14 protein-coding genes and 1 other RNA gene are annotated in these 18,754 nt (G+C 71.9%); 9 read left to right on the top strand and 6 right to left on the bottom strand.

Annotated features, from left to right (window positions below):
- Nucleotides 1-14: 14 nt before the first annotated feature.
- Both DEJ19_RS11055 and DEJ19_RS11060 read right to left on the bottom strand, forming a co-directional pair.
- Nucleotides 15-257 carry a zf-HC2 domain-containing protein gene (locus DEJ19_RS11055; protein ID WP_027465838.1) on the bottom strand — a complete coding sequence of 81 codons (243 nt, stop codon included), beginning with the start codon at nucleotides 255-257 and terminating at the stop codon, nucleotides 15-17.
- Entirely contained in the window at nucleotides 254-1,105 is an 852-nt protein-coding gene (locus tag DEJ19_RS11060) for a sigma-70 family RNA polymerase sigma factor (RefSeq protein ID WP_110864006.1), read from the bottom strand. Before DEJ19_RS11060 ends, DEJ19_RS11055 begins: the two co-directional genes overlap by 4 nt.
- An 81-nt stretch (nucleotides 1,106-1,186) precedes the next feature.
- Between DEJ19_RS11060 and aroA the strand changes: the two genes are divergently transcribed.
- From aroA to DEJ19_RS11080, 4 genes are all read left to right on the top strand, one after another.
- Nucleotides 1,187-2,572 carry a 3-phosphoshikimate 1-carboxyvinyltransferase gene (gene aroA, locus DEJ19_RS11065; RefSeq protein WP_111233036.1) on the top strand — a complete coding sequence of 462 codons (1,386 nt, stop codon included), beginning with the start codon at nucleotides 1,187-1,189 and terminating at the stop codon, nucleotides 2,570-2,572.
- A gap of 3 nt (nucleotides 2,573-2,575) precedes the next feature.
- A complete protein-coding gene (gene rsgA / locus DEJ19_RS11070; RefSeq protein WP_111033366.1) occupies nucleotides 2,576-3,622 on the top strand; it encodes a ribosome small subunit-dependent GTPase A in 1,047 nt (348 codons plus the stop codon).
- 342 nt (nucleotides 3,623-3,964) lie between these two features.
- Nucleotides 3,965-5,137 (top strand): ABC-2 transporter permease, encoded by a 1,173-nt coding sequence (locus DEJ19_RS11075; RefSeq protein ID WP_146250644.1) that lies wholly within the window; start codon nucleotides 3,965-3,967, stop codon nucleotides 5,135-5,137.
- Nucleotides 5,138-5,156: 19 nt separating this feature from the next.
- A complete protein-coding gene (locus tag DEJ19_RS11080; RefSeq protein ID WP_084741405.1) occupies nucleotides 5,157-5,945 on the top strand; it encodes an inositol monophosphatase family protein in 789 nt (262 codons plus the stop codon).
- 18 nt (nucleotides 5,946-5,963) lie between these two features.
- Here the strand turns inward: DEJ19_RS11080 and DEJ19_RS11085 are convergent, their stop codons facing one another.
- Complete coding sequence (locus DEJ19_RS11085; RefSeq protein WP_258377380.1) at nucleotides 5,964-7,547, bottom strand: MFS transporter; 1,584 nt, start codon at nucleotides 7,545-7,547, stop codon at nucleotides 5,964-5,966.
- Nucleotides 7,548-8,072: 525 nt separating this feature from the next.
- On the opposite strand from DEJ19_RS11085, the gene DEJ19_RS11090 reads away from it, so the two are divergent.
- The 5 genes from DEJ19_RS11090 (at nucleotide 8,073) to DEJ19_RS11110 (ending at nucleotide 16,646) form a co-directional block, all read left to right on the top strand.
- Nucleotides 8,073-10,772, top strand: coding sequence for a helix-turn-helix transcriptional regulator (locus DEJ19_RS11090; RefSeq protein ID WP_111233038.1), 2,700 nt, complete (start codon nucleotides 8,073-8,075; stop codon nucleotides 10,770-10,772).
- A gap of 403 nt (nucleotides 10,773-11,175) precedes the next feature.
- Nucleotides 11,176-12,990 (top strand): glutamine--fructose-6-phosphate transaminase (isomerizing), encoded by a 1,815-nt coding sequence (gene glmS / locus DEJ19_RS11095; protein WP_111233039.1) that lies wholly within the window; start codon nucleotides 11,176-11,178, stop codon nucleotides 12,988-12,990.
- A gap of 163 nt (nucleotides 12,991-13,153) precedes the next feature.
- Nucleotides 13,154-13,867: a M50 family metallopeptidase gene (locus DEJ19_RS11100; protein ID WP_181438148.1), complete on the top strand. Its 714-nt coding sequence runs from the start codon at nucleotides 13,154-13,156 to the stop codon at nucleotides 13,865-13,867.
- A gap of 88 nt (nucleotides 13,868-13,955) precedes the next feature.
- Nucleotides 13,956-15,341 (top strand): O-acetylhomoserine aminocarboxypropyltransferase/cysteine synthase family protein, encoded by a 1,386-nt coding sequence (locus DEJ19_RS11105; protein ID WP_111233041.1) that lies wholly within the window; start codon nucleotides 13,956-13,958, stop codon nucleotides 15,339-15,341.
- Entirely contained in the window at nucleotides 15,342-16,646 is a 1,305-nt protein-coding gene (locus DEJ19_RS11110) for an LLM class flavin-dependent oxidoreductase (RefSeq protein ID WP_111233042.1), read from the top strand. It begins immediately after the preceding gene.
- A gap of 16 nt (nucleotides 16,647-16,662) precedes the next feature.
- Here the strand turns inward: DEJ19_RS11110 and DEJ19_RS11115 are convergent, their stop codons facing one another.
- The 3 genes from DEJ19_RS11115 to smpB all read right to left on the bottom strand — a co-directional run bounded on the left by DEJ19_RS11115 (nucleotide 16,663) and on the right by smpB (nucleotide 18,675).
- Entirely contained in the window at nucleotides 16,663-17,565 is a 903-nt protein-coding gene (locus DEJ19_RS11115) for a hypothetical protein (protein WP_111233043.1), read from the bottom strand.
- Between the two features lie 161 nt (nucleotides 17,566-17,726).
- Nucleotides 17,727-18,103: a transfer-messenger RNA gene (gene ssrA / locus DEJ19_RS11120) on the bottom strand.
- A 95-nt stretch (nucleotides 18,104-18,198) separates the two neighbouring features.
- Nucleotides 18,199-18,675, bottom strand: coding sequence for an SsrA-binding protein SmpB (smpB, locus tag DEJ19_RS11125; protein ID WP_027465851.1), 477 nt, complete (start codon nucleotides 18,673-18,675; stop codon nucleotides 18,199-18,201).
- Between the last annotated feature and the right edge of the window lie 79 nt (nucleotides 18,676-18,754).

The raw sequence follows: 18,754 nt of genomic DNA on the forward strand, positions 1-18,754 counted from the left end.
GTGCGTGGCCTGGGTCAGTGCGTGGCCTGCTCCACCCGGATGCGCGCGAGGATCTCGCTGCGCAGCTGGTCGGGAGCGGTCTCCTTGCAGGCACGGCGGACGGTCTCCATGAGCACGACGCCGACGCGGTGCTCGGTCTGGCAGTCCTCGCAGCCGTCCATGTGCTCGCGGATGTCCGCGGCGTCCTCATGGCGGAGCTCGTCGTGCAGGAACTCCTCGAGCTCGGCCTTCGCCTTCGAGCAGTCGCAGCCGCTCATCGTGCGTCCTTCCGTCCGGTGCGGCCCGTGGCCGCGGTTGCCTTCGTCGTCTGTGCCGCGCCTCGTCCCCGTCCACGCATCGTCGCCGTCGACGCTGCGTCCGGGACGATGCCGGTCTCACGGGCGTGGTCCGCCAGGAGCCCACGGAGGAGCCGGCGGCCACGGTGGAGGCGGCTCATGACCGTCCCCACGGGGGTCTTCATGATGTCGGCGATCTCCTGGTACGAGAAGCCTTCGACATCGGCGAAGTACACGGCCATCCGGAAGTCCTCCGGGATGGCCTGCAGAGCGTCCTTCACGGCGGAGGACGGCAGGTGGTCGATCGCGTCGGCCTCGGCGGACCGGGCGGAGATCGACTGGGTGACGCTCTCCGCGCCGCCGAGCTGCCAGTCCTCGAGCTCGTCGATGGTGCCCTGGTACGGGTTCCGCTGGTTCTTGCGGTACGTGTTGATGAACGTGTTCGTGAGGATCCGGTACAGCCAGGCCTTCAGGTTCGTGCCCTGCTTGAACTGGCGGAACGCGGCGAAGGCCTTGACGAACGTCTCCTGCACCAGGTCCGACGCGTCGGCCGGGTTGCGGGTCATCCGCATCGCCGCACCGTAGAGCTGGTCCATGAAGGGCAGCGCCTGGTCCTCGAACAGGGACCGCAGCTCACCCTCGGAGACGGTCTTCGCGTCCACCGGCTCGTCTGCGGCGTCGTCGAGGGCTTCGTGCTCCTCTTCGACGGCGTCGAGCTGCACCTCGGTCTCGTCGACCAGGTGGTGCGGAGCTGCCTGCGGTTCGTCGGTCGTCATCGCCGCCAAGTCTAGGCCGAGCGTGCCGAGCGTCGTCGGCACCGCGGTCAGCACGGTTGCCGTGCCGGTCCGCTCTCGTTCGAGTGTTGCTGTCGCCACTGATCCTCCCGGTGCGTTCAGTACCCTGGTGAACCGATGGCAGACACGACGCATTCCCACAGCGGGGCCCAGCCCGCCGACCCCTGGATCGCCCCGGTCGCAGGGGGTCCGCTGCGCGGCGACGTCGCGCTGCCCGGGTCGAAGTCGCTGACGAACCGGGGGCTCGTGCTCGCGGCCCTCGCGGACGGCCCCTCGACGATCCGGCTCCCGCTGCACTCCCGTGACTCGGCGCTGATGATCGCGGGCCTCCGTGCGCTCGGCGTCGGCATCGAGGAGCTCGAGCCGGCGGCCGGCACCGCCCCGAACCCCTACGGCCCGGACCTCCGGATCACGCCCGCCCCGATGCACGGCGACGTCCGCCTGGACTGCGGGCTGGCCGGCACCGTGATGCGCTTCCTGCCGCCGCTCGCCGCCCTGGCCGTCGGGCCCGTCATGGTCGACGGCGACCCCTACGCCCGTAAGCGGCCGATGCACGCCATCGTGCAGGGACTCGTGGACCTCGGTGTCGACGTCACGGACGACGGCGGCGGGTCGATGCCGTTCTCGTTCACCGGCACCGGCTCGGTCCGCGGTGGGGCCCTGACGATCGACGCGTCGGCGTCCTCGCAGTTCGTCTCCGGGCTGCTGCTGTCGGCGCCCCGCTTCGACGAGGGCCTGCACCTCACCCACGTGGGCGAACGCCTGCCGAGCATGCCGCACATTGAGATGACCGTCGCGGCGCTCCGAGCCCGCGGCGTCCGCGTCGACGAGCCGTCGGTCGGCGAGTGGGTCGTGCACCCGGGCCCGATCGGCGCGCGTGACGTCACGATCGAGCCCGACCTGTCGAACGCGGCGCCGTTCGCCGTCGCCGCGCTCGTCGCCGGCGGCATGGTCCGCATCCGCACCTGGCCCACCGAGACGACGCAGGTCGGTGCCGACCTCGAGACGCTCCTGCCCCTGTGGGGGGCGCGCGTGGCCCGTGACGGTGACGACCTGGTCGTCGACGGCGGCGTCGGGATCCGGGGTGGGGCCTCCTTGCCGGGTCTCGAACTCGACCTGAGCCGCGGCGGCGAACTCGCCCCGGCGCTCGTCGCGCTGGCCGCGCTGGCGGACGGCCCGAGCGAGATCACCGGCATCGGTCACCTGCGGGGGCACGAGACGGACCGCCTGGCCGCGCTGGCGGCGGACCTCAACCGGTCTGGAGGCGCGGTGCACGAACTCGACGACGGCCTGCGGATCGAGCCGGCGCCGCTCCACGGCAGCGCCTGGGGCGCGTACGACGACCACCGGATGGCGACCGCGGGGGCGATCGTGGGCCTCGTCGTCGACGGCGTCGCCGTCGACGACATCGGGTCGACCGCGAAGACGCTGCCGCAGTTCCCGGAGCTGTGGGCCGCGCTCGTGGCGTCCTCGGTGGCCGCTGCACCGGTGAGTGGGGACTGACGCATGAGCTGGTGGGACGACGCCGACGGTGACGACTCCGACGCGGACGAGCCGTACGGGCAGTACGACGAGTCGAGCGTCCGGGTGCGTCCGAACCCGAAGGGCAACCGACCGCGCACGAAGACCCGGCCGACGTACGACGACGCCCCCGTCGGCTGGGTGACGAACGTCGACCGCGGACGGTTCGGCGTGCTGATCGACGACCACGTCATCACCGCGACGAAGGCCCGCGAGCTCGGCAAGAAGTCCGTCGTCACGGGCGACCACGTGTCGCTCGTCGGGGACGTCTCCGGTGATCCCGGCTCGCTGGCACGCATCGTGAAGGTCGCCGAGCGCACCACCCTGCTGCGACGGAGTGCCGACGACTCGGACGAGGTCGAGCGTGTCATCGTGGCGAACGCCGACCAGATGCTCATCGTGGTGGCCGCCGCCGACCCCGAGCCACGCACCCGCCTGATCGACCGGTACCTGGTGGCCGCGTTCGACGCCGGCCTCGACCCGATCCTCTGCATCACGAAGACCGACCTCGCCGACCCGGCTGCGTTCCTGGCGCACTTCGCGTGCCTGGATCTTCGGATCGTGACGAGCCGATCGGACGACGTCCCGTTCGAGGCGCTGCACGAGCTGCTCGACGACAAGGTGACCGTGACCGTCGGGCACTCCGGCGTCGGCAAGTCGACGCTGGTGAACGCCCTGACCGGCTCGACGCGGGCGATCGGGGTCGTGAACTCCGTGACCGGTCGGGGGCGGCACACGTCGTCGTCGTCGATCGCGCTGCAGGTCCGTGACGGCGGGTGGATCATCGACACGCCGGGTGTGCGGTCGTTCGGCCTGGGGCACGTCGACCCCGCGAACGTGTTCCGGGCGTTCGCGTCGCACGCCGTGCCGGTGCGGCCCGCGCGGGACGGCATCCCGCTGGCGCAGGCGCACGACTGGGAGATCGTCGACCGGGTGCAGGACGGGGAGCTCGGGCCGACCGGCGTCGAGCGGCTCGACTCGTTCCGGGCGCTGCTGACCGGCATGGGCGCGTCCGACCCCGGTTCCGAGTAACGCGCCGGGGTGGTGCCGGTCGGCGGCTCGGCGGTCGGCGGCTGGTCACAACACCCCGCGGTGTGTGCGCCGAGCGGTCACGAACTGTCGACTGGCGACGCGGCATCCGACAGTTCGTGACCACTCGAGCGCCGGCGCGCGGTGAGTCGTGACCGCTCCGGTTCCCGCGCCCCCTCGCACCGTGCAGACCTCGCACGGTGCGAGGGGCGCACGAACGGTGCGAGGTCGTGCACTCCGTGCGGGCTCGCGGGCCTCGCACGGAGTGGGCAACCTCGCACGGGACGATGCCTCGGCACCGGGCCGGCGTCGACAAGCGCGCATCGGGGTTGTACAGTTGCGGTCGTGTCTGAAGTTGCAAAGTACAACTTTGCGCCGACCCCCGCTGTCGACGCCCCGTCCCCGAGCACGACGACGACGTCGCACGCGCACCACTCCCCCACCCACAAGTCCCCACGAGCCCCGAAGCCGCAGCGGTCCGACAGCGTCCTGCGCCCCGCCGGCCTCGGTCGCGTGCTGCGGACGTTCGCCTCGCACATCCTCGTGCCGCTGTTCCTGGCCGCCGGCATGGGCCTGGCGTACCTCGGCGCCTTCCACGCCCCGGCACCGCAGGAACTGCCCGTCGGCATCGTCGGCCAGGGTGCGGCCACCCAGGTGTTCGCCCAGACCGTGACCGACCAGTCCGACGGGGCCCTCGTGGCCCGCGTGGTCGCCTCGACGAAGGCGGCCGAGCAGCAGGTCCGCGACCGCGACCTCGCCGCCGTGTACGCGCCGACGGCGACGGGTGCCACGCTCTACGTCTCGACCGCCGCGTCGGAGACGACCGCGAGCGCCGCGCAGAAGGTGTTCCTGCCGATCGCCTACGACCAGCACGTGCCGTTCCGGGTCGTCGACGTCGTGCCCACGGGCGACCAGGACACCACCGGCCAGGGGCTGTTCTTCCTGCTCGTGGCCCTGAGCGTCGGCGGGTACGCGTCAGCGATCGCCGTGGCCTCGGTCGCGACGAAGCTCCGCGCTGTGTGGACCGCGGTCATCGGGCTCGCCACCGCGGGGGTCGTCGCCGGCATCGGTGTGATCGTCGCCGGACCGATCTACGGCGTCATCACCACCCACCACTGGCAGGTGTTCCTGTTCGCCTGGCTCTACGACGCGATCATCGTCGCGCTCGGCGTCGGGCTGCACCCCGTGCTCGGACGGTGGACCACCCCGATCCTCACGATGCTCTTCGTGATGCTGAACTTCACGTCGTCCGGCGGGATCTTCCAGCCGGCGTTCCAGCCCGGGTTCTTCGCCGCCCTGCACACCTTCTGGAGCGGTGCCGCGTGGCTGCAGGCCGCTCAGGACCTGCAGTACTTCCCGGACGCGTCGCTCGGCCGGTCGTCGCTGGTGCTCGCCCTCTGGCTGGCCGCCGCGCTCCTGCTCTGCGGCGTCGTGCACGGGCTCGTCGCCCGCCGGACCCGCATCGCCCGGGAGCGCGAGGTCACCCGGCTCGAGGAAGAGGAGGTCGTCGCCGCGTAGCGACGGTAGGTTGGGCGACGTGGACCTCAGCGCCGACCTGGACTTCGCCCGCTCCCTCGCCGACACCGCCGACGCGATCAGCCTCGAGCGCTTCCGTGCCGCCGACCTGCACGTGACGAAGAAGGCCGACAGTACGCACGTCACCGACGCCGACCAGGCCGTCGAACGCGCCCTGCGCGAGCGACTCGCCGCCGAGCGACCGGACGACGCGTTCCTCGGTGAGGAGACGACGGCGGACACCGGGGCCGAGGCCGTCAGCGAAGGACACCGCCAGTGGGTGGTCGACCCGATCGACGGCACCGCCAACTACCTGCGCGGCGTGCCGGTGTGGGCGACCCTCATCGCGCTCGCGGTCGACGGCCGCCCGGTGCTCGGCGTCGTGAGCGCTCCCGCCCTCGGCAAGCGCTGGTGGGCGGCCGAGGGCTCCGGCGCGTTCTCGCTGGACGGACCGCTCCGGGTCTCCGGGGTGTCCGAGCTCGCCGACGTGAGCCTGAGCTACAACAGCATCCAGCAGTGGGACGACGACGACCGCCTCGAGCCGCTCGTCGACCTGTCGCGCCGGGTCTGGCGGACCCGGGCCTACGGCGACATGTGGTCGTACATGATGGTGGCCGAGGGTGTCCTCGACGTCGCCGGCGAACCGGACCTGAAGCCGTGGGACATCGCGGCCCTCGTCCCGATCGTCGAAGAGGCTGGCGGCCGCTTCACCTCGCTCGACGGCGATCCCGGGCCGTGGCACGGCAGCGCGCTCGCCTCGAACGGCCTGGTGCACGACGCCGTCGTCGAGGTCATCCGCCGCGACTCCTAGGCACGCTCGGCGGGCAGGTCAGCCCCGCTCGGTGGACCCCGGCGCCTCGGTCCGCTCGGCGGATCCGTTCGCCCCGGTGCGCTCGGACCCCGCGGCCGCGCCAGCGTGCTCGGAGTCCCCGTCCGACCGCCGCGCCGCCCGACGACGCGCCACCAGGTCCGCACCGGCCAGCACGAGCGCCAGCGCCATCAGCGACACCGTGAACGTCGTGCCGCTGCGGAACGCGTCGTGGTACGCGTCGAGACGAGCGCCGGAGCCACCGGAACCCGAGCCCGCCGCCTCGCTCCGCACGATCCCGTAGAAGATGCTCGTCGCGACCGCGGTGCCGATCGCGGTACCAACACGCTGCCCGAGCTGCTGCATCGACCCCGCCACCCCGGACTGCTCGACGGGGATCTCGGCCAGGGTCAGGGTCTGGTTCGGCGACACCACGAACCCGCCACCGAGTCCGCCCACCAGGAACGCGCCCGCCATCGCCCACGGGGTGACCTCCGGCGGGGTGGCGACGGCGGCGACCATGAGCAGCAGGAAGCCGACGACGACCATCCCGAGCCCGGCGACGACCAGCGCCCGCCCGACCCGGTCGACGATCCGTCCGCCGATGTACGAGCCGACGGCACTCGTCGCGGCGAAGGGGATGCTCACCATGCCCGCGAACAGGGGCGAGAGCCCGAGGCCCTCCTGCAGGTACAGCGTCACCATGAGGAACGACGCCGGCAGCGCCGCGAAGTAGACCGCCACGATCGACAGACCGTTGCGGTACGACGACAGCCGGAAGAGCTCGAAGTGCACCACGGGCGACTTGCCCTGCCGCTTGAACCGCTGCTCCCAGAGCACGAACAGCGCGAGGAACACCGCGAAGCCGACGAGCCAGAACCAGCGGGTGGCGGAACCACCGCCGCCGCTGGTCAGCACGAACGGCAGCATCAGGGTGATGATCGCCGCACCGAGCAGCAGGATGCCGACGACGTCCAGTTCACGGTCCTGCGCTTTCCCCTGGGCACCCTTCGGCAGCAGGCGGACGGCGAAGAGCAGTGCGGCGATCCCGAGGGGCACGTTCATCCAGAACAGCAGCCGCCAGCCGGACTCCTCGCCGCCGATCGCGATGAGGCCACCGCCGATGGTCGGCCCGAGGGCGGTGGAGATGCCGATCATCGCCCCGAACAGCCCGAACGCGCGACCCCGCTCCGGTCCGCGGAACAGCTGCTGCACCAGTCCGATGACCTGGGGCATCTGGATCCCGGCGGCGAAGCCCTGCAGGATCCGCGTGACGATCAGGACCTCGATGTTCGGTGCGACGGCGCACAGCAGGCTCGATCCGGTGAACGCACTGAGCCCCACGATGAACATGACGCGCCGGCTCTTCAGGTCCCCGAGCCGACCCGCGGGCACCAGGGCGAGGCCGAACGCCAGCGCGTACCCCGCCACGATGAGCTGGAGCGACGAGCTGGTGGCTCCGAGGGACTGCTCGATCGAGGGCAGCCCGACGTTCACCTTGGACAGGTCGAGGATCGTCAGGGCCGCCACCGCGACGCACACGGCGAAGGCGCGCCACCGGGTGCGGTCATCGAGGCGGGCGTCGGTCGGTTCAGCGTTGGACATCCCGTCCTGGCTACACCTGCGACGACGAACGAGGTCCGGACAGAGCTGTACCCCGGTTCCGTCAGACGGACCCGGATCGGGGTGCAGAGGGCGGGTGCCACACCCCCCTCGTGGCCCCCCGTACTGGGGGCACCGTTCTGGACATCTGCGAGCCGGAGTCCGCTCGGCGGGCCGGTACCTGAGTTATCGTGCTCCAGACGGCAGGTCACGTGACGCTCTCGGATTCCCTAGATCCGGACGGCGGAACAGACCGGTCGTGTTCGTCCGAAGACCCTAACCCGAGGGGTGATACAGACGATGACATCATCGTTCCCGAGCGGAACCGAGTGCACCCACACTCGTCGACCGCATCCAATCCACGACAGTTCCGGCGCGCGCTCAGTCGCCGCCGCTCGTCCGCACTCCGTCACGGTCACCCGCCGTGCAGCAGTCCGGTCCGCCTCCGTGCGCCCCGTCGCAGCGACCCCCGTGTTCGCCGACGCCCTCCTCGCAGCATCCGCCTCCGGACCCGGAGGCCGGTGAGTCATGGCACTCACCGGTCGACGTCTCGAGGTCGACCGGATCGCGACCCTCGCAGTGCTCCCACGGGAGTCCGCGATGGTCGTGGTCGGCGACCCTGGTTCCGGACGCAGCAGCGTCCTCGACGCGGTCTCGAACCGCGTTTCCCTCCCCGTCGTCCGGGTCGGTGTCAACGGGAGTGAATCCCGCTGGCCTCTGGCCGGGGTGACCTCCCTGTTCACCGCGCTCGACGACCCTCGAGCGACCGCACACATCGCCCACCTGCTGCAGGCCGGCGGGACCGCGGCCGCCGTGACGGCCGGGCTGGCGGCGGCGCACGACTTCCTCGACGCCGTGCACGCCCTGACCCTTCCGCCGACGCTCGTCCTCATCGACGACCTCGATCGGATGGACTCGGAGAGCCAGGAACTCATCGCGTTCCTCGCCGGACGACTCGCGGGCACCGCCCTGCGTGTCGTGGCGACGGTCCGCTCGGTGCCGTCGGACGGTCCGCTCGCGGCCCTGCCGACCCTGCGCATCGAACCACTGCCCTCGGACGAGGCCCTGGTCCTCGCCCGGGCCATGGCACCGGCCGAGGCGAACGACGGCGTCCTCGCCGTCCTCGCCGAGGAGACCGGTGGCAACCCCGGCGCGCTCCGCGAACAGCTCGCGGTGCTCACCCGGGAGCAGCTCACCGGCGCGGAGCCGATCGTGCTCCCGCTCCGACCCACTCCGACGACCGAGGCCATCGCGGCACTCGCACTCGGGCCCGCCGCGGGACGCGATCTGGACGTCCTCGCGAAGCTCGCCCTGGTGCCCGTCGCGAAGACCACGGCGTGGGACCGGGACGAGCTGGACGACCTGGTCGGGGCCGGTCTCGCGACCGTCCGCGGGCAGAGCGTCACCGTCCGGCACCCGCTCGTGCGTTCCGCGCTCTACTGGCGGATGCCCGCCCGTGACCGTCGCGCGGCACACGCCGAGCTGGCCACGGCGAGCGCGGAGAACGACCCGCGGTCGGCCGCGTGGCACCGGAGCTTCGTCGACGACGTCCCCGACGTGGTCGCGCTGCTCCGGGCCGCACGGTCGTACGTCGTGGACGGCAACGTGCACGCCGCGATCGCACTGACCGAACGTGCCCTGCACATCGGTGGCGGGACCGAGGACGAGCACGTCGCGCTCCTCGGGGTCGCGGAGGCCATGCTCGGCAAGCGCCTGCTCGGCTTCGCCGCGCGGTACCTCGCGGCGCTCCGTCCGTTCCGGACGACGCCGAACGAGGTCCGCCGGCTCCGGCTGCAGTACTCGGCCGAGTACCTCAGCGGTGACGCCGTGCACGCGGACGAGCTGCTCGTCCCCGTCGACGCGACCGACCCGGCCGAGGTGGACGCCGTCGCCGGGCTGATGGCCATGGTGGCCTGCTTCCGTGCCGAGGCGTGGGAGCTCGACCAGGCCAAGGACCTGCTGCACCGGATCGAACCGCTCGAGGGGTCGGCGTCCGCGCACACCCTCGAGATCGCGACGACCGCGCGGGAGCTCATCGCCGCCGTGGACGGCGTGCTGCCGCCCGACACCGAGCTGCACGACGGGCTCGCGACGTCGGAGCTCGTGGCGATGTCCGACCCGGCCCTGCTGCTCCTCGCCCACGCGCTGAGCATCGGCGAGCGCTACCGGAGCGCGCGACGGGTGTTCGCACTCGTGCTCGCCCGGGGGCAGGAGACCGCGGCGGTGTGGACCGAGGCGGCCCGCTACCTGACGTCCGAGAACGAGGTGCGCTCCGGCAACTTCCGGCAGGCGCTCCGCGCGATCGACGTGTGGGAGTCCGGTTCGTCCGTCGCCGAGCGGTTGCGTGAGCCCTCCCGGGCGATCGCCGTCGCGTGGCGGCACTTCGCCGAGGGCCGTTCCGCCGAGGCGCTCGACGTCGTGGACCGGTGCCTCGAGCACCGTTCGACGAGTCGGCTCTGGGGTGCGACGGCGAAGCTGCACGCGCTCCGCGGCAAGGTCCTGCTGCTCGACGGTCGACTCGACGAGGCAGCCACCGCGCTCGAGGCCGCCGACGCCATCGGTCGGTCGCTCCGGAACCCCGCGGTGCTCCGGCACCTCGGCGACCTGGTCGAGGCGTACGTGCGCCTCGGACGGATCGACGACGCGCGGACGATCACGGCCCGCCTGGCGGCGGACCACCACGCCCGTCCGGGGCGCTGGGGTGCCCTGGTGCTGGCGCGGAGCCTCGCGCTCGTCGCCGACGACACCACCCGCGAGCCGGCCCGGCGCCGTGCGCTGGAACTGTTCCAGCCGCACGACTCGCAGTACGAGCGGGCTCGCACGTTCGCGGCGCTGGCCGCGGTCGGCAACCCGGCGGAGCGTCCGCGCCTCGGTGCGGCGGCCGCAGCGGCGTACGAGGCGGCCGGCCTGCGTCGACCGCTGGTGACGCCGGCGCCGGCTGCGGCGATGCCGCAGTTCGGCACGGGCTCGTCGTCGGTCCGGTCTGCACCGGTGCTCTCGCCGGCGTTCCCCGGGACGCCGCGCAGCGCCCCCGACGCGTCGGCGGTGCTCACGTCACTGACCGCCGAGGAGCGTGCGGTGGTGCAGAAGGTCACCGAGGGCTACCGCAACCGCGAGATCGCCTCGTCGCTGTTCATGTCGCAGCGCACGGTGGAGCTGCGGCTCACGCAGATCTACCGCAAGGTCGGCGCGCGGTCGCGATCGCACCTGGTCGCGCTCCTCACGTAGGAGACGCACCACAGGACGGACGGGAGGCCCGGTACCAGCTGGTACCGGGCCTCCCGTCTGCGCGCGCTTGCGGGAGTCCGCACGCGACCGCAGCGCGGTGTGCCCCCGCACGCGGGGAACCGCAAGAGCGTCCGACGGGTGTTGCCGTGTGGTCGGCGGCGGGTGAGGCTTCTCCTGCACCGACCGCCGTGCCCCTCCCCCGGGGGCCAGCCCGCGGTACCTGAGTCCGGTACCCGAACCCCTCGGCCCAACGACACCGACGTCCGTCCTCGCCTGATCCGAGGACGGGCGTCGGTTCCCGGGCCGGGAGGCCCCGGACGCGCGGCAGACCCGACGGCGGTCGGTGCCGCACCAGTCCCACCTCCCCGTTCCACCCACCCTCGTTCCCCCGAAGGGACAGCCGATGTGCGGCATCATCGCGGCCCGCGTGTCTGACGACGCGACCCCCTACCTGCTCGACGGACTCGAACGACTCGAGTACCGCGGGTACGACTCCGCCGGCATCGCCGTCCGGACGGCCGTCGGCCGCACCGAGACGATCCGCTCGGTCTCCCGCGTCGGCGACCTGCGCACGCTCGTCGCTGCACGCTCCGGTGACGCGTTCACCGGTGTCGGCATCGGCCACACCCGCTGGGCCACGCACGGTGCCGTGCGCGAGGCGAACGCGCACCCGCACGCCGACTGCACCGGCCGGATCTCGATCGTGCACAACGGCATCGTCGAGAACGCGGACCGGCTGCGGCAGACGCTCGAGGCGCAGGGCCACCGCTTCCGGTCGGACGTCGACTCCGAGGTCATCGCGCACCTGGTCGAGCGGGCCCTGGCGGTCGACCCGGACCTGATGCTCGCGGTGCAGATCGCGACGGCGCAGCTCGAGGGCTCGTGGGCGATCGTGGTCCTGGACGCCCGGGACGGCCGGATGGTCGTGGCGGCCGACCGTTCGCCGCTCGTCGTCGCCCGCTCCGGCCGCGGTGACTTCGTGGCGAGCGACATCGGCGCGATCGCCGAGTGGTGCGAGACGTTCGTGGCGCTGCGCGACGGCGACGTCGTCGAGCTCGGTGAGGCCTGGACCTGGTCGTCCGACGGCATCACGGTGCCCGTGCCGTTCCCCACGCCGTCCCCGTTCGCCGCCGCCGCACTCGACCTCGGGGACCACACCGACCACATGGCGAAGGAGATCGACGAGCAGGCCGGCGTCGTCGCGACGATCCTGGACCGGGTGGCCCGCCGCACCGCCGACGGCAGCATGTGGGTGGGCCTCGGCCTGGCCGGCTTCCACCGGCTGGCGATCGTCGCCTGCGGCACGTCGCTGAACGCGGGTCAGGTGATCGCGACCGCACTGCGCGGCATCGGCGGGGTGCCGACCGACATCGTCGTCGCGAGCGAGGCCGACCAGGCCGTGCTCGGTCCGGGCACCCTGGTCGTCGCGATCAGCCAGTCCGGTGAGACGGCTGACGTGCTCCGGGCCCTGGACCGGTTCGAGGACCGTCACCCGGTGCTCGCGCTGACGAACAACATGCACTCCTCGCTCGCCCGACGGGCCGACGCCGTGCTCGACTGCCACGCCGGCCCGGAGATCGGGGTCGCCGCCACGAAGACGTTCACGGCGCAGGTCGTCGTCGGGGTCGCGGCGATGATCTCCGCGATGGTCGCCTCCGGCCGCATCGAACCGTCCCGCGCGCAGGTGCTCGTCGACGAACTGCTCGACCTGCCGGCACGGATCGAGCACGCCGCGCGGGTGTCCGCCGAGCGGATGCCGCTGCTGGTGTCGAGCGTCAAGGAGGCGACCGGCTTCCTGTTCCTCGGCCGCGGTGCCGGACTGCCGTACGCCGCCGAGGGCGCCCTGAAGCTCAAGGAGCTCAGCTACCGCTGGGCCGAGGCCTACCCCGCCGGCGAACTCAAGCACGGGCCGCTCGCGCTGGTGGACGACGGCACCCCGGTGGTCGTCATCGACCACGGTGAGCCGAAGATCCAGTCGGCGATCGCCGAGGTCCGCGCACGCGGTGGCTTCGTCATCACGATCGGCGGCGAGTCGGCGGACATCCCCGCGCTCGGCCGCCGTGGCACCGGCGACCTGGCCTGGGGCGCGATGACCGCGCCGTGGGGTCCGCTCGAGGCCGTCGTGCCGCTGCAGATGCTGGCCCGCGAACTCGCCCTGCAGCTCGGGTGCGACGTCGACAAACCCCGGAACCTGGCGAAGTCGGTGACGGTCGAATAGCCGGGCGCCGACGCGTGAACCGCCTGACGGTCTTCCTCGCCGTCCTCACCGCCCTGGCGATCGCCGGCACCGTGGTCCTGGTCACGGTGGTGCTGACGATGCCCGGGCTCTCCTGACGCCGATCCCGCAGGGTCTTCCTGGGCGGGGCTGCGATGCTGGTCACTTGACCACCGCAGCCCCGCCCCTCGTCTTCGTCGCGCTCCTCGTCGGCGCCGTCCTGCCGTTCGTGCCGTTCGTCGGCCGCGTGGCCCGCATCGCCGCGACCATCGCGCACGAGGTCGGGCACGCGATCGTCGTCGTGCCGTTCGGCGGGCGGATCCAGCGGATCGAGCTGCACCCGGACGGGTCCGGCGAGGCCTGGGTCCAGCTCGGCCGGGTGCCCGGAGGCATCCGGTGGCTCGTCCGGATCCTGAACCTGTACGCCGGGTACAGCGCACCCCTGTGGGCGGGCGTGCTCCTGGTGACGGGGGTGCTGCACGGCTCCCGCTGGCTGCCCGTGGTGGTGCTCGCGGTCATCGGGCTCGTCGCGCTGGCGTTCGTCCGGAACTGGTTCGGCCTGCTCGTCGTGCTCGGCTTCGACGCGCTCGCCCTGTGGGTGGCCGTCCGCCCGTCCGAGGCGACCGTCCTGGTGGTCGCCGCCGTCGGGGCGTTCTTCGTCGTCGACGGCCTGCGCTCGGTGGTGCAGGTCGGTCGCTGGATCGTCACCGGCGCCCGGGTGCAGACCGACTTCCACATCGCCGCGGCCGAGATGCGGGTGCCGGCGTCCCTGTGGTTCGTGCTGTTCGTCGCCGTGAACGCCGTCGCCGTGTGGCTGGCGCGCGAGCCGCTGCTCCAGGTCTGGGACACCGTCGTCGCCGGGGTCCGCGCGCTCGTCTGAGGCTGTGCGCGCGTAACCGGGGGCCGCAATCGCCTGTCCGCGCCGAGCGGCTGCGAGGCTACCGCCAGACGACCCCCGGAGGTGTCCCATGGCGACCGACGACCACGGCTTCGCGACCGAGCAGGTACACGGCGGCTTCGTGCCCGACGCCGGGCACGGCGCCCGGGTCCCCGCGATCCACATGTCCTCCGGGTTCCTGTTCGACGACTTCGACCAGGCCCGCGACCGCTTCGCCGACACCGACGACGGCTACACCTACACGCGCCTCGGCAACCCCACGAACGCCGACGTCGAGCGTCGCGTGGCGCTGCTCGAACGCGGTGTCCAGGCGATCCTGGTCGGCAGCGGTCAGGCGGCGGCGACCGTGGCGTTCCTCGGCCTGCTGCAGGCCGGCGACCACGTCGTCAGCGCCCGGAGCATCTACGAGGGCACGCGCGGGCTGCTGCTGCAGAACCTCGGCCGGCTCGGCATCGAGGTCGACTTCGTCACCGATGCCCGCGACCTCGACGCCTGGGCCGCCGCGGTCCGACCGAACACGAAGGCGTTCTTCGCCGAGACGATCCCGAACCCGAAGAACGACGTCCTCGACATCACCGGCGTCGCCGAGACCGCACACCGCGCCGGCGTCCCGCTGATCGTCGACAACACCCTCGCCACGCCGTACCTGGTGCGCCCGGTCGAGCACGGTGCGGACATCGTCGTGCACTCGGCGTCGAAGTTCCTCTCCGGGCACGGAGCCGGACTCGGCGGCGTGGTCGTCGACGGCGGCCGCTTCGACTGGTCCGCCGCCCCCGAGCGCTGGACCCACCTGACCAGCCCCGAGCGGTCCCTCGGCGGCGAGAGCTACGTCGACCGGTACGGCAACCGGGCCTTCGCCGTGTTCGCCCGCGACGTCGTCGCCGCACGCATCGGCCCGGCGCCGTCCCCGTTCAACGCGTTCCTGCTCCGCCAGGGCATCGAGACGCTGTCACTGCGGGTGGAACGCCACTGCGCGAACGCGCTGGCCGTCGCGTCCTGGCTGGACCAGCAGCCGGAGGTGACGAGCGTCGACCACGCGGGCCTGGCCTCCAGTCCGTTCCACGACCTCGCCCAGCGCTACCTGCCCCGCGGGGCCGGGTCCGTCTTCGCCTTCACGCTCGCCGGTGGCGAAGCCGCCGCGCGGGCGTTCATCGACGCCGTGCAGCTGTTCAGCCGGATGACCCACCTGGGCGACGTCCGCTCGCTGATCCTGCACCCGGCGACCACCACGCACGCCGGCCGCACGCCGGAGGAGCGAGCCGAGCAGGGCATCGACGACGGCCTGATCCGGCTGTCGGTCGGCATCGAGGACGTCGCGGACCTGCTCCGCGACCTGGAACGCGGGCTCGCGGCGGTCCGGTCCGCAGATGCCGCCGCCGGCCTGGAGGCACGTGGAGCGTCCGACGCGCAGCGCACGGCCGCCGGTGGGCCGTCCCTCGACCGGCAGGAGCACTGAATGGCCGAGCTGCAGCACTTCGGGTACTTCTTCTCACGCGGCTTCGGCCCGCAGGCGTGGGGACGGTCCGACTGGGACTGGGGCCACGACTGGACGAAGCCGGAGCTGTACCAGCAGTCCGTCCGGACGCTCGAGCAGGCCGGCATGGACCTGGTCATCGCCGAGGACGCCGTCTCGCTCGGCTCCCCCGCCACCCTCGACCTGCGCATCCGGCAGGCGTACGGCGGCCCGAAGCACGACCCGCTGCTGCTCGCCCCGTACCTGTTCGCCGCGACCTCGCACATCGGCATCGCGCCGACCGTCAACGCGGGCATCACCCCGCCGTACCTGGCGGCACGGCAGTTCGCGACCCTGGCGCACCTGTCCTCGGACCGTCTCGGCATCAACGTCGTCACCGACGTCGGCAGCGCACGCCACGCCGGCCTGCCGCCGCTGCCGCACGACCAGGCGTACGACCGCGCCGAGGAGTGGATCACGCTGCTCCGCCGGCTCTGGCACTCGTGGGGCGACGCGTACGTCGGCGCACCGGACTCGTGGCACTTCGCGGACGGCGACGCGCTCGACGCGTTCCACCACGAGGGCGCCCACTTCACCGCCGACGGTCCGCTCAACGCGCTGCCGCTGGCGTCGGACCCCGTGGTCGTCTCACCCGGTGGCTCGGGCCGAGGGCTCGCGTTCGCCGGCACCCACTCGGACGTGCAGCTCGCACTCGCGCCGCTGTCCGCCGTCGCGGTGACGGAGTACCGAGCCCGGGTGATCGCGGCAGCCGAGGCCGCAGGGCGGTCCACCGCGGACCTGCGGATCCTGTTCGTGCTGAAGCCCGTGATCGTGTCCTCACCGGAAGAGGCCGACCGCATCGTCGCGGCGTCCGAGCACCCCTCCGACGACGCGCTGCGTGCGGCGGCGATCGCGTGGTCGAGCGACTCCGAGACCGACCTGCTCGCGCTCGACCTGGATGCCCCGGTGCCCGACGGGACCTTCGGTGAGCACGTCTCGGCCGGCACGATCCGCGGGCTGCTCGGGGACACCCCGGACGCACCGCTGCGGGAGCTGCTCACCCGCAAGGCGCGGCAGGGGCGGATCGCGTCACGCTCGGGGTTCGTGGGGACCGCCGACGAGTTCGCGGACTTCATCGAGGAGCTCGGCAGCGACGCCGACAACGACGGGATCATCTTCTCGGGCGACCTGCACCCGGCGCAGATCCACCGGATGTTCGGCGACCTGGTGCCCGTGCTCCGGCGCCGTGGGCTCCTGCGACGGGAGTACGGCGCCGGAGGGATCCGGGCGAACCTGTTCGACTTCTAGCGGGAGCGGCTGCGAGCTACTTCTTCTTCTTGGACTTCTTCTTCGCGTCGTCGTCCTTCTTCGACTTCTTCTTGCCGTCGTCGTCCTTCTTCGACTTCTTCTTCGCGTCGTCGTCCTTCTTGGACTTCTTCTTCGCGTCGTCGTCCTTCTTCGACTTCTTCTTGCCGTCGTCGTCCTTCTTGGACTTCTTCTTGCCGTCGTCCTTCTTCGACTTCGCCTTGCTCGCACCCGTCGGCAGCGGCAGGACGGCCGACACGGCCTCCGGCTCCGCCTGCGAGGCGTCGGCGTCGTCGGACGCGGCCTCGGTCTCCGGCGACTCCACCCCGTCGATCGGCTCGACGACCACGGCCGAGCCGGTGTCCAGCTCGACGTCGACCGCGTGCTCCTCGAGCACCGGTGCCAGGGCGTCGGCGACCCGCTCCACCGTCAGGACCGCGTCCGCCTCGGCGAGTCGGAGCAGCGCCTGCGCGGTCCGGACCCGGGTGGTCGTCTTGCGCTCGAGGACGTCGGACCGTGCCCCCTCGAGGAACGTGCGCAGGGCGCGTTCCACGGCGGAGCGTCCGCGCGGGGCAGCGCGGTCGAGCCGATCGAGTTCCCCGGCGACCCCGGAGACGTCGTCGGCGACGTGCTCGTGCCGGACCGACTCGATGAGCGCGGCGATGGCTGCGGCGGCACGTTCGACCCCGGCGGAGCGCTGGTCGAGCACGACGAGCATCTCGACCACCGAGCCGTAGGTGACGGTCTCGAGGCGAACCGGCTCCGCGCCGCGGCCGCGAACGACCAGGCGGGTGTCGGGGTTCGGCAGCCATGCGGCGAGGGCGGCGACCGTGGCGACGGAGCCCACGATCCGCTCGTACTCGCTGAGCACCACTCGTTCCTGCTCCCGCAGACGGACACGGATCGCGATCTCCTGCACCACGTGCTGACCTCTCGTTCGGGTTCGACGCGAGCGTGTTCTGCGCGCCTGCTCCGGAGCGTAGTCCTCGGACGTGGCGGAACAGCGAACGCCCCGGCACTGTCCAGGGGACGGTGCCGGGGCGTTCGGGTGGCGCAGCGTGACAGCGGTCGTCGTTCGGCGAATGGTGGAGATGGGGGGAATCGAACCCCCGTCCATCGCTGCAATTCGACGTCTTCTACGGGCGTATCCGGATAGTTCGTTCTGCTCGGCCCCGTCCTTTGCTACCGGCTTCTAGGACGACGGGCCCAGTCTCAGTGCAAGTCCCGCACGGCCCTGAGGCGCAACCGTGCAGCAAGTCCTCTGGATGACGTCGGGATCAGGTTAGAAGACGGTCACCTGGCCGACGGACTTCATGTGCTGGGCTGCTTACGCAGCGAGAGCGAAGTCAGTGCGCTTGGAATTGGCACTTGTTGTTTTCCACGGATCGTTTACGAGATAACCGTGGGTCCTCGGCCCGCTTCCCGTCGGCACACAGGCAATGTCGAAACCGATCATCCCCATGCGGGCCGGACGTGCGAGCCGCTGTCACGCTGTTGAGTTGCCAATGCCCCTGTCGGAGCAGTCCCTCAGTCTAGCCGAGGAGGTGCGTCGGCGCTACTCTCCGACGCGGTTCCGGGTGCGCATGGCCCGCTCGGCCTCACGCTTGTCGGTCTTCTCGCGCAGGGCCTGGCGCTTGTCGAACTCGCGCTTGCCCTTCGCGACGGCGATCTCGATCTTGGCCCGACCGTCGTGGAAGTAGATCTGCAGCGGCACGAGGGTGTAGCCGCCCTGCGCCGTCTTGTGCGAGATCTTCACGATCTGCTGCTTGTGCAGGAGCAGCTTGCGCTTCCGCCGCGGCGAGTGGTTGTTCCAGGTGCCCTCGGTGTACTCCGGGATGTGCACGGCGTCGATCCACGCTTCGCCACCGTCGATGTAGGCGTACCCGTCGACCAGGGACGCGCGCCCCATCCGCAGGGACTTCACCTCGGTGCCGGACAGGACCATGCCCGCTTCGTACGTGTCCTCGATGAGGTAGTCGTGCCGGGCGCGACGGTTCGTCGCGACGATCTTCTCCCCGCGTTCCTTCGCCATGACGACTCCTCTCGATGGTGACCGGTGCAGTGCGCTGCTCGGGTGGCTCCGCGCAGCCCTACAGACTACTCAACACGAA

Source organism: Curtobacterium sp. MCSS17_016 (genome assembly GCF_003234255.2).
In the GTDB taxonomy this organism is placed as follows: domain Bacteria; phylum Actinomycetota; class Actinomycetes; order Actinomycetales; family Microbacteriaceae; genus Curtobacterium; species Curtobacterium flaccumfaciens.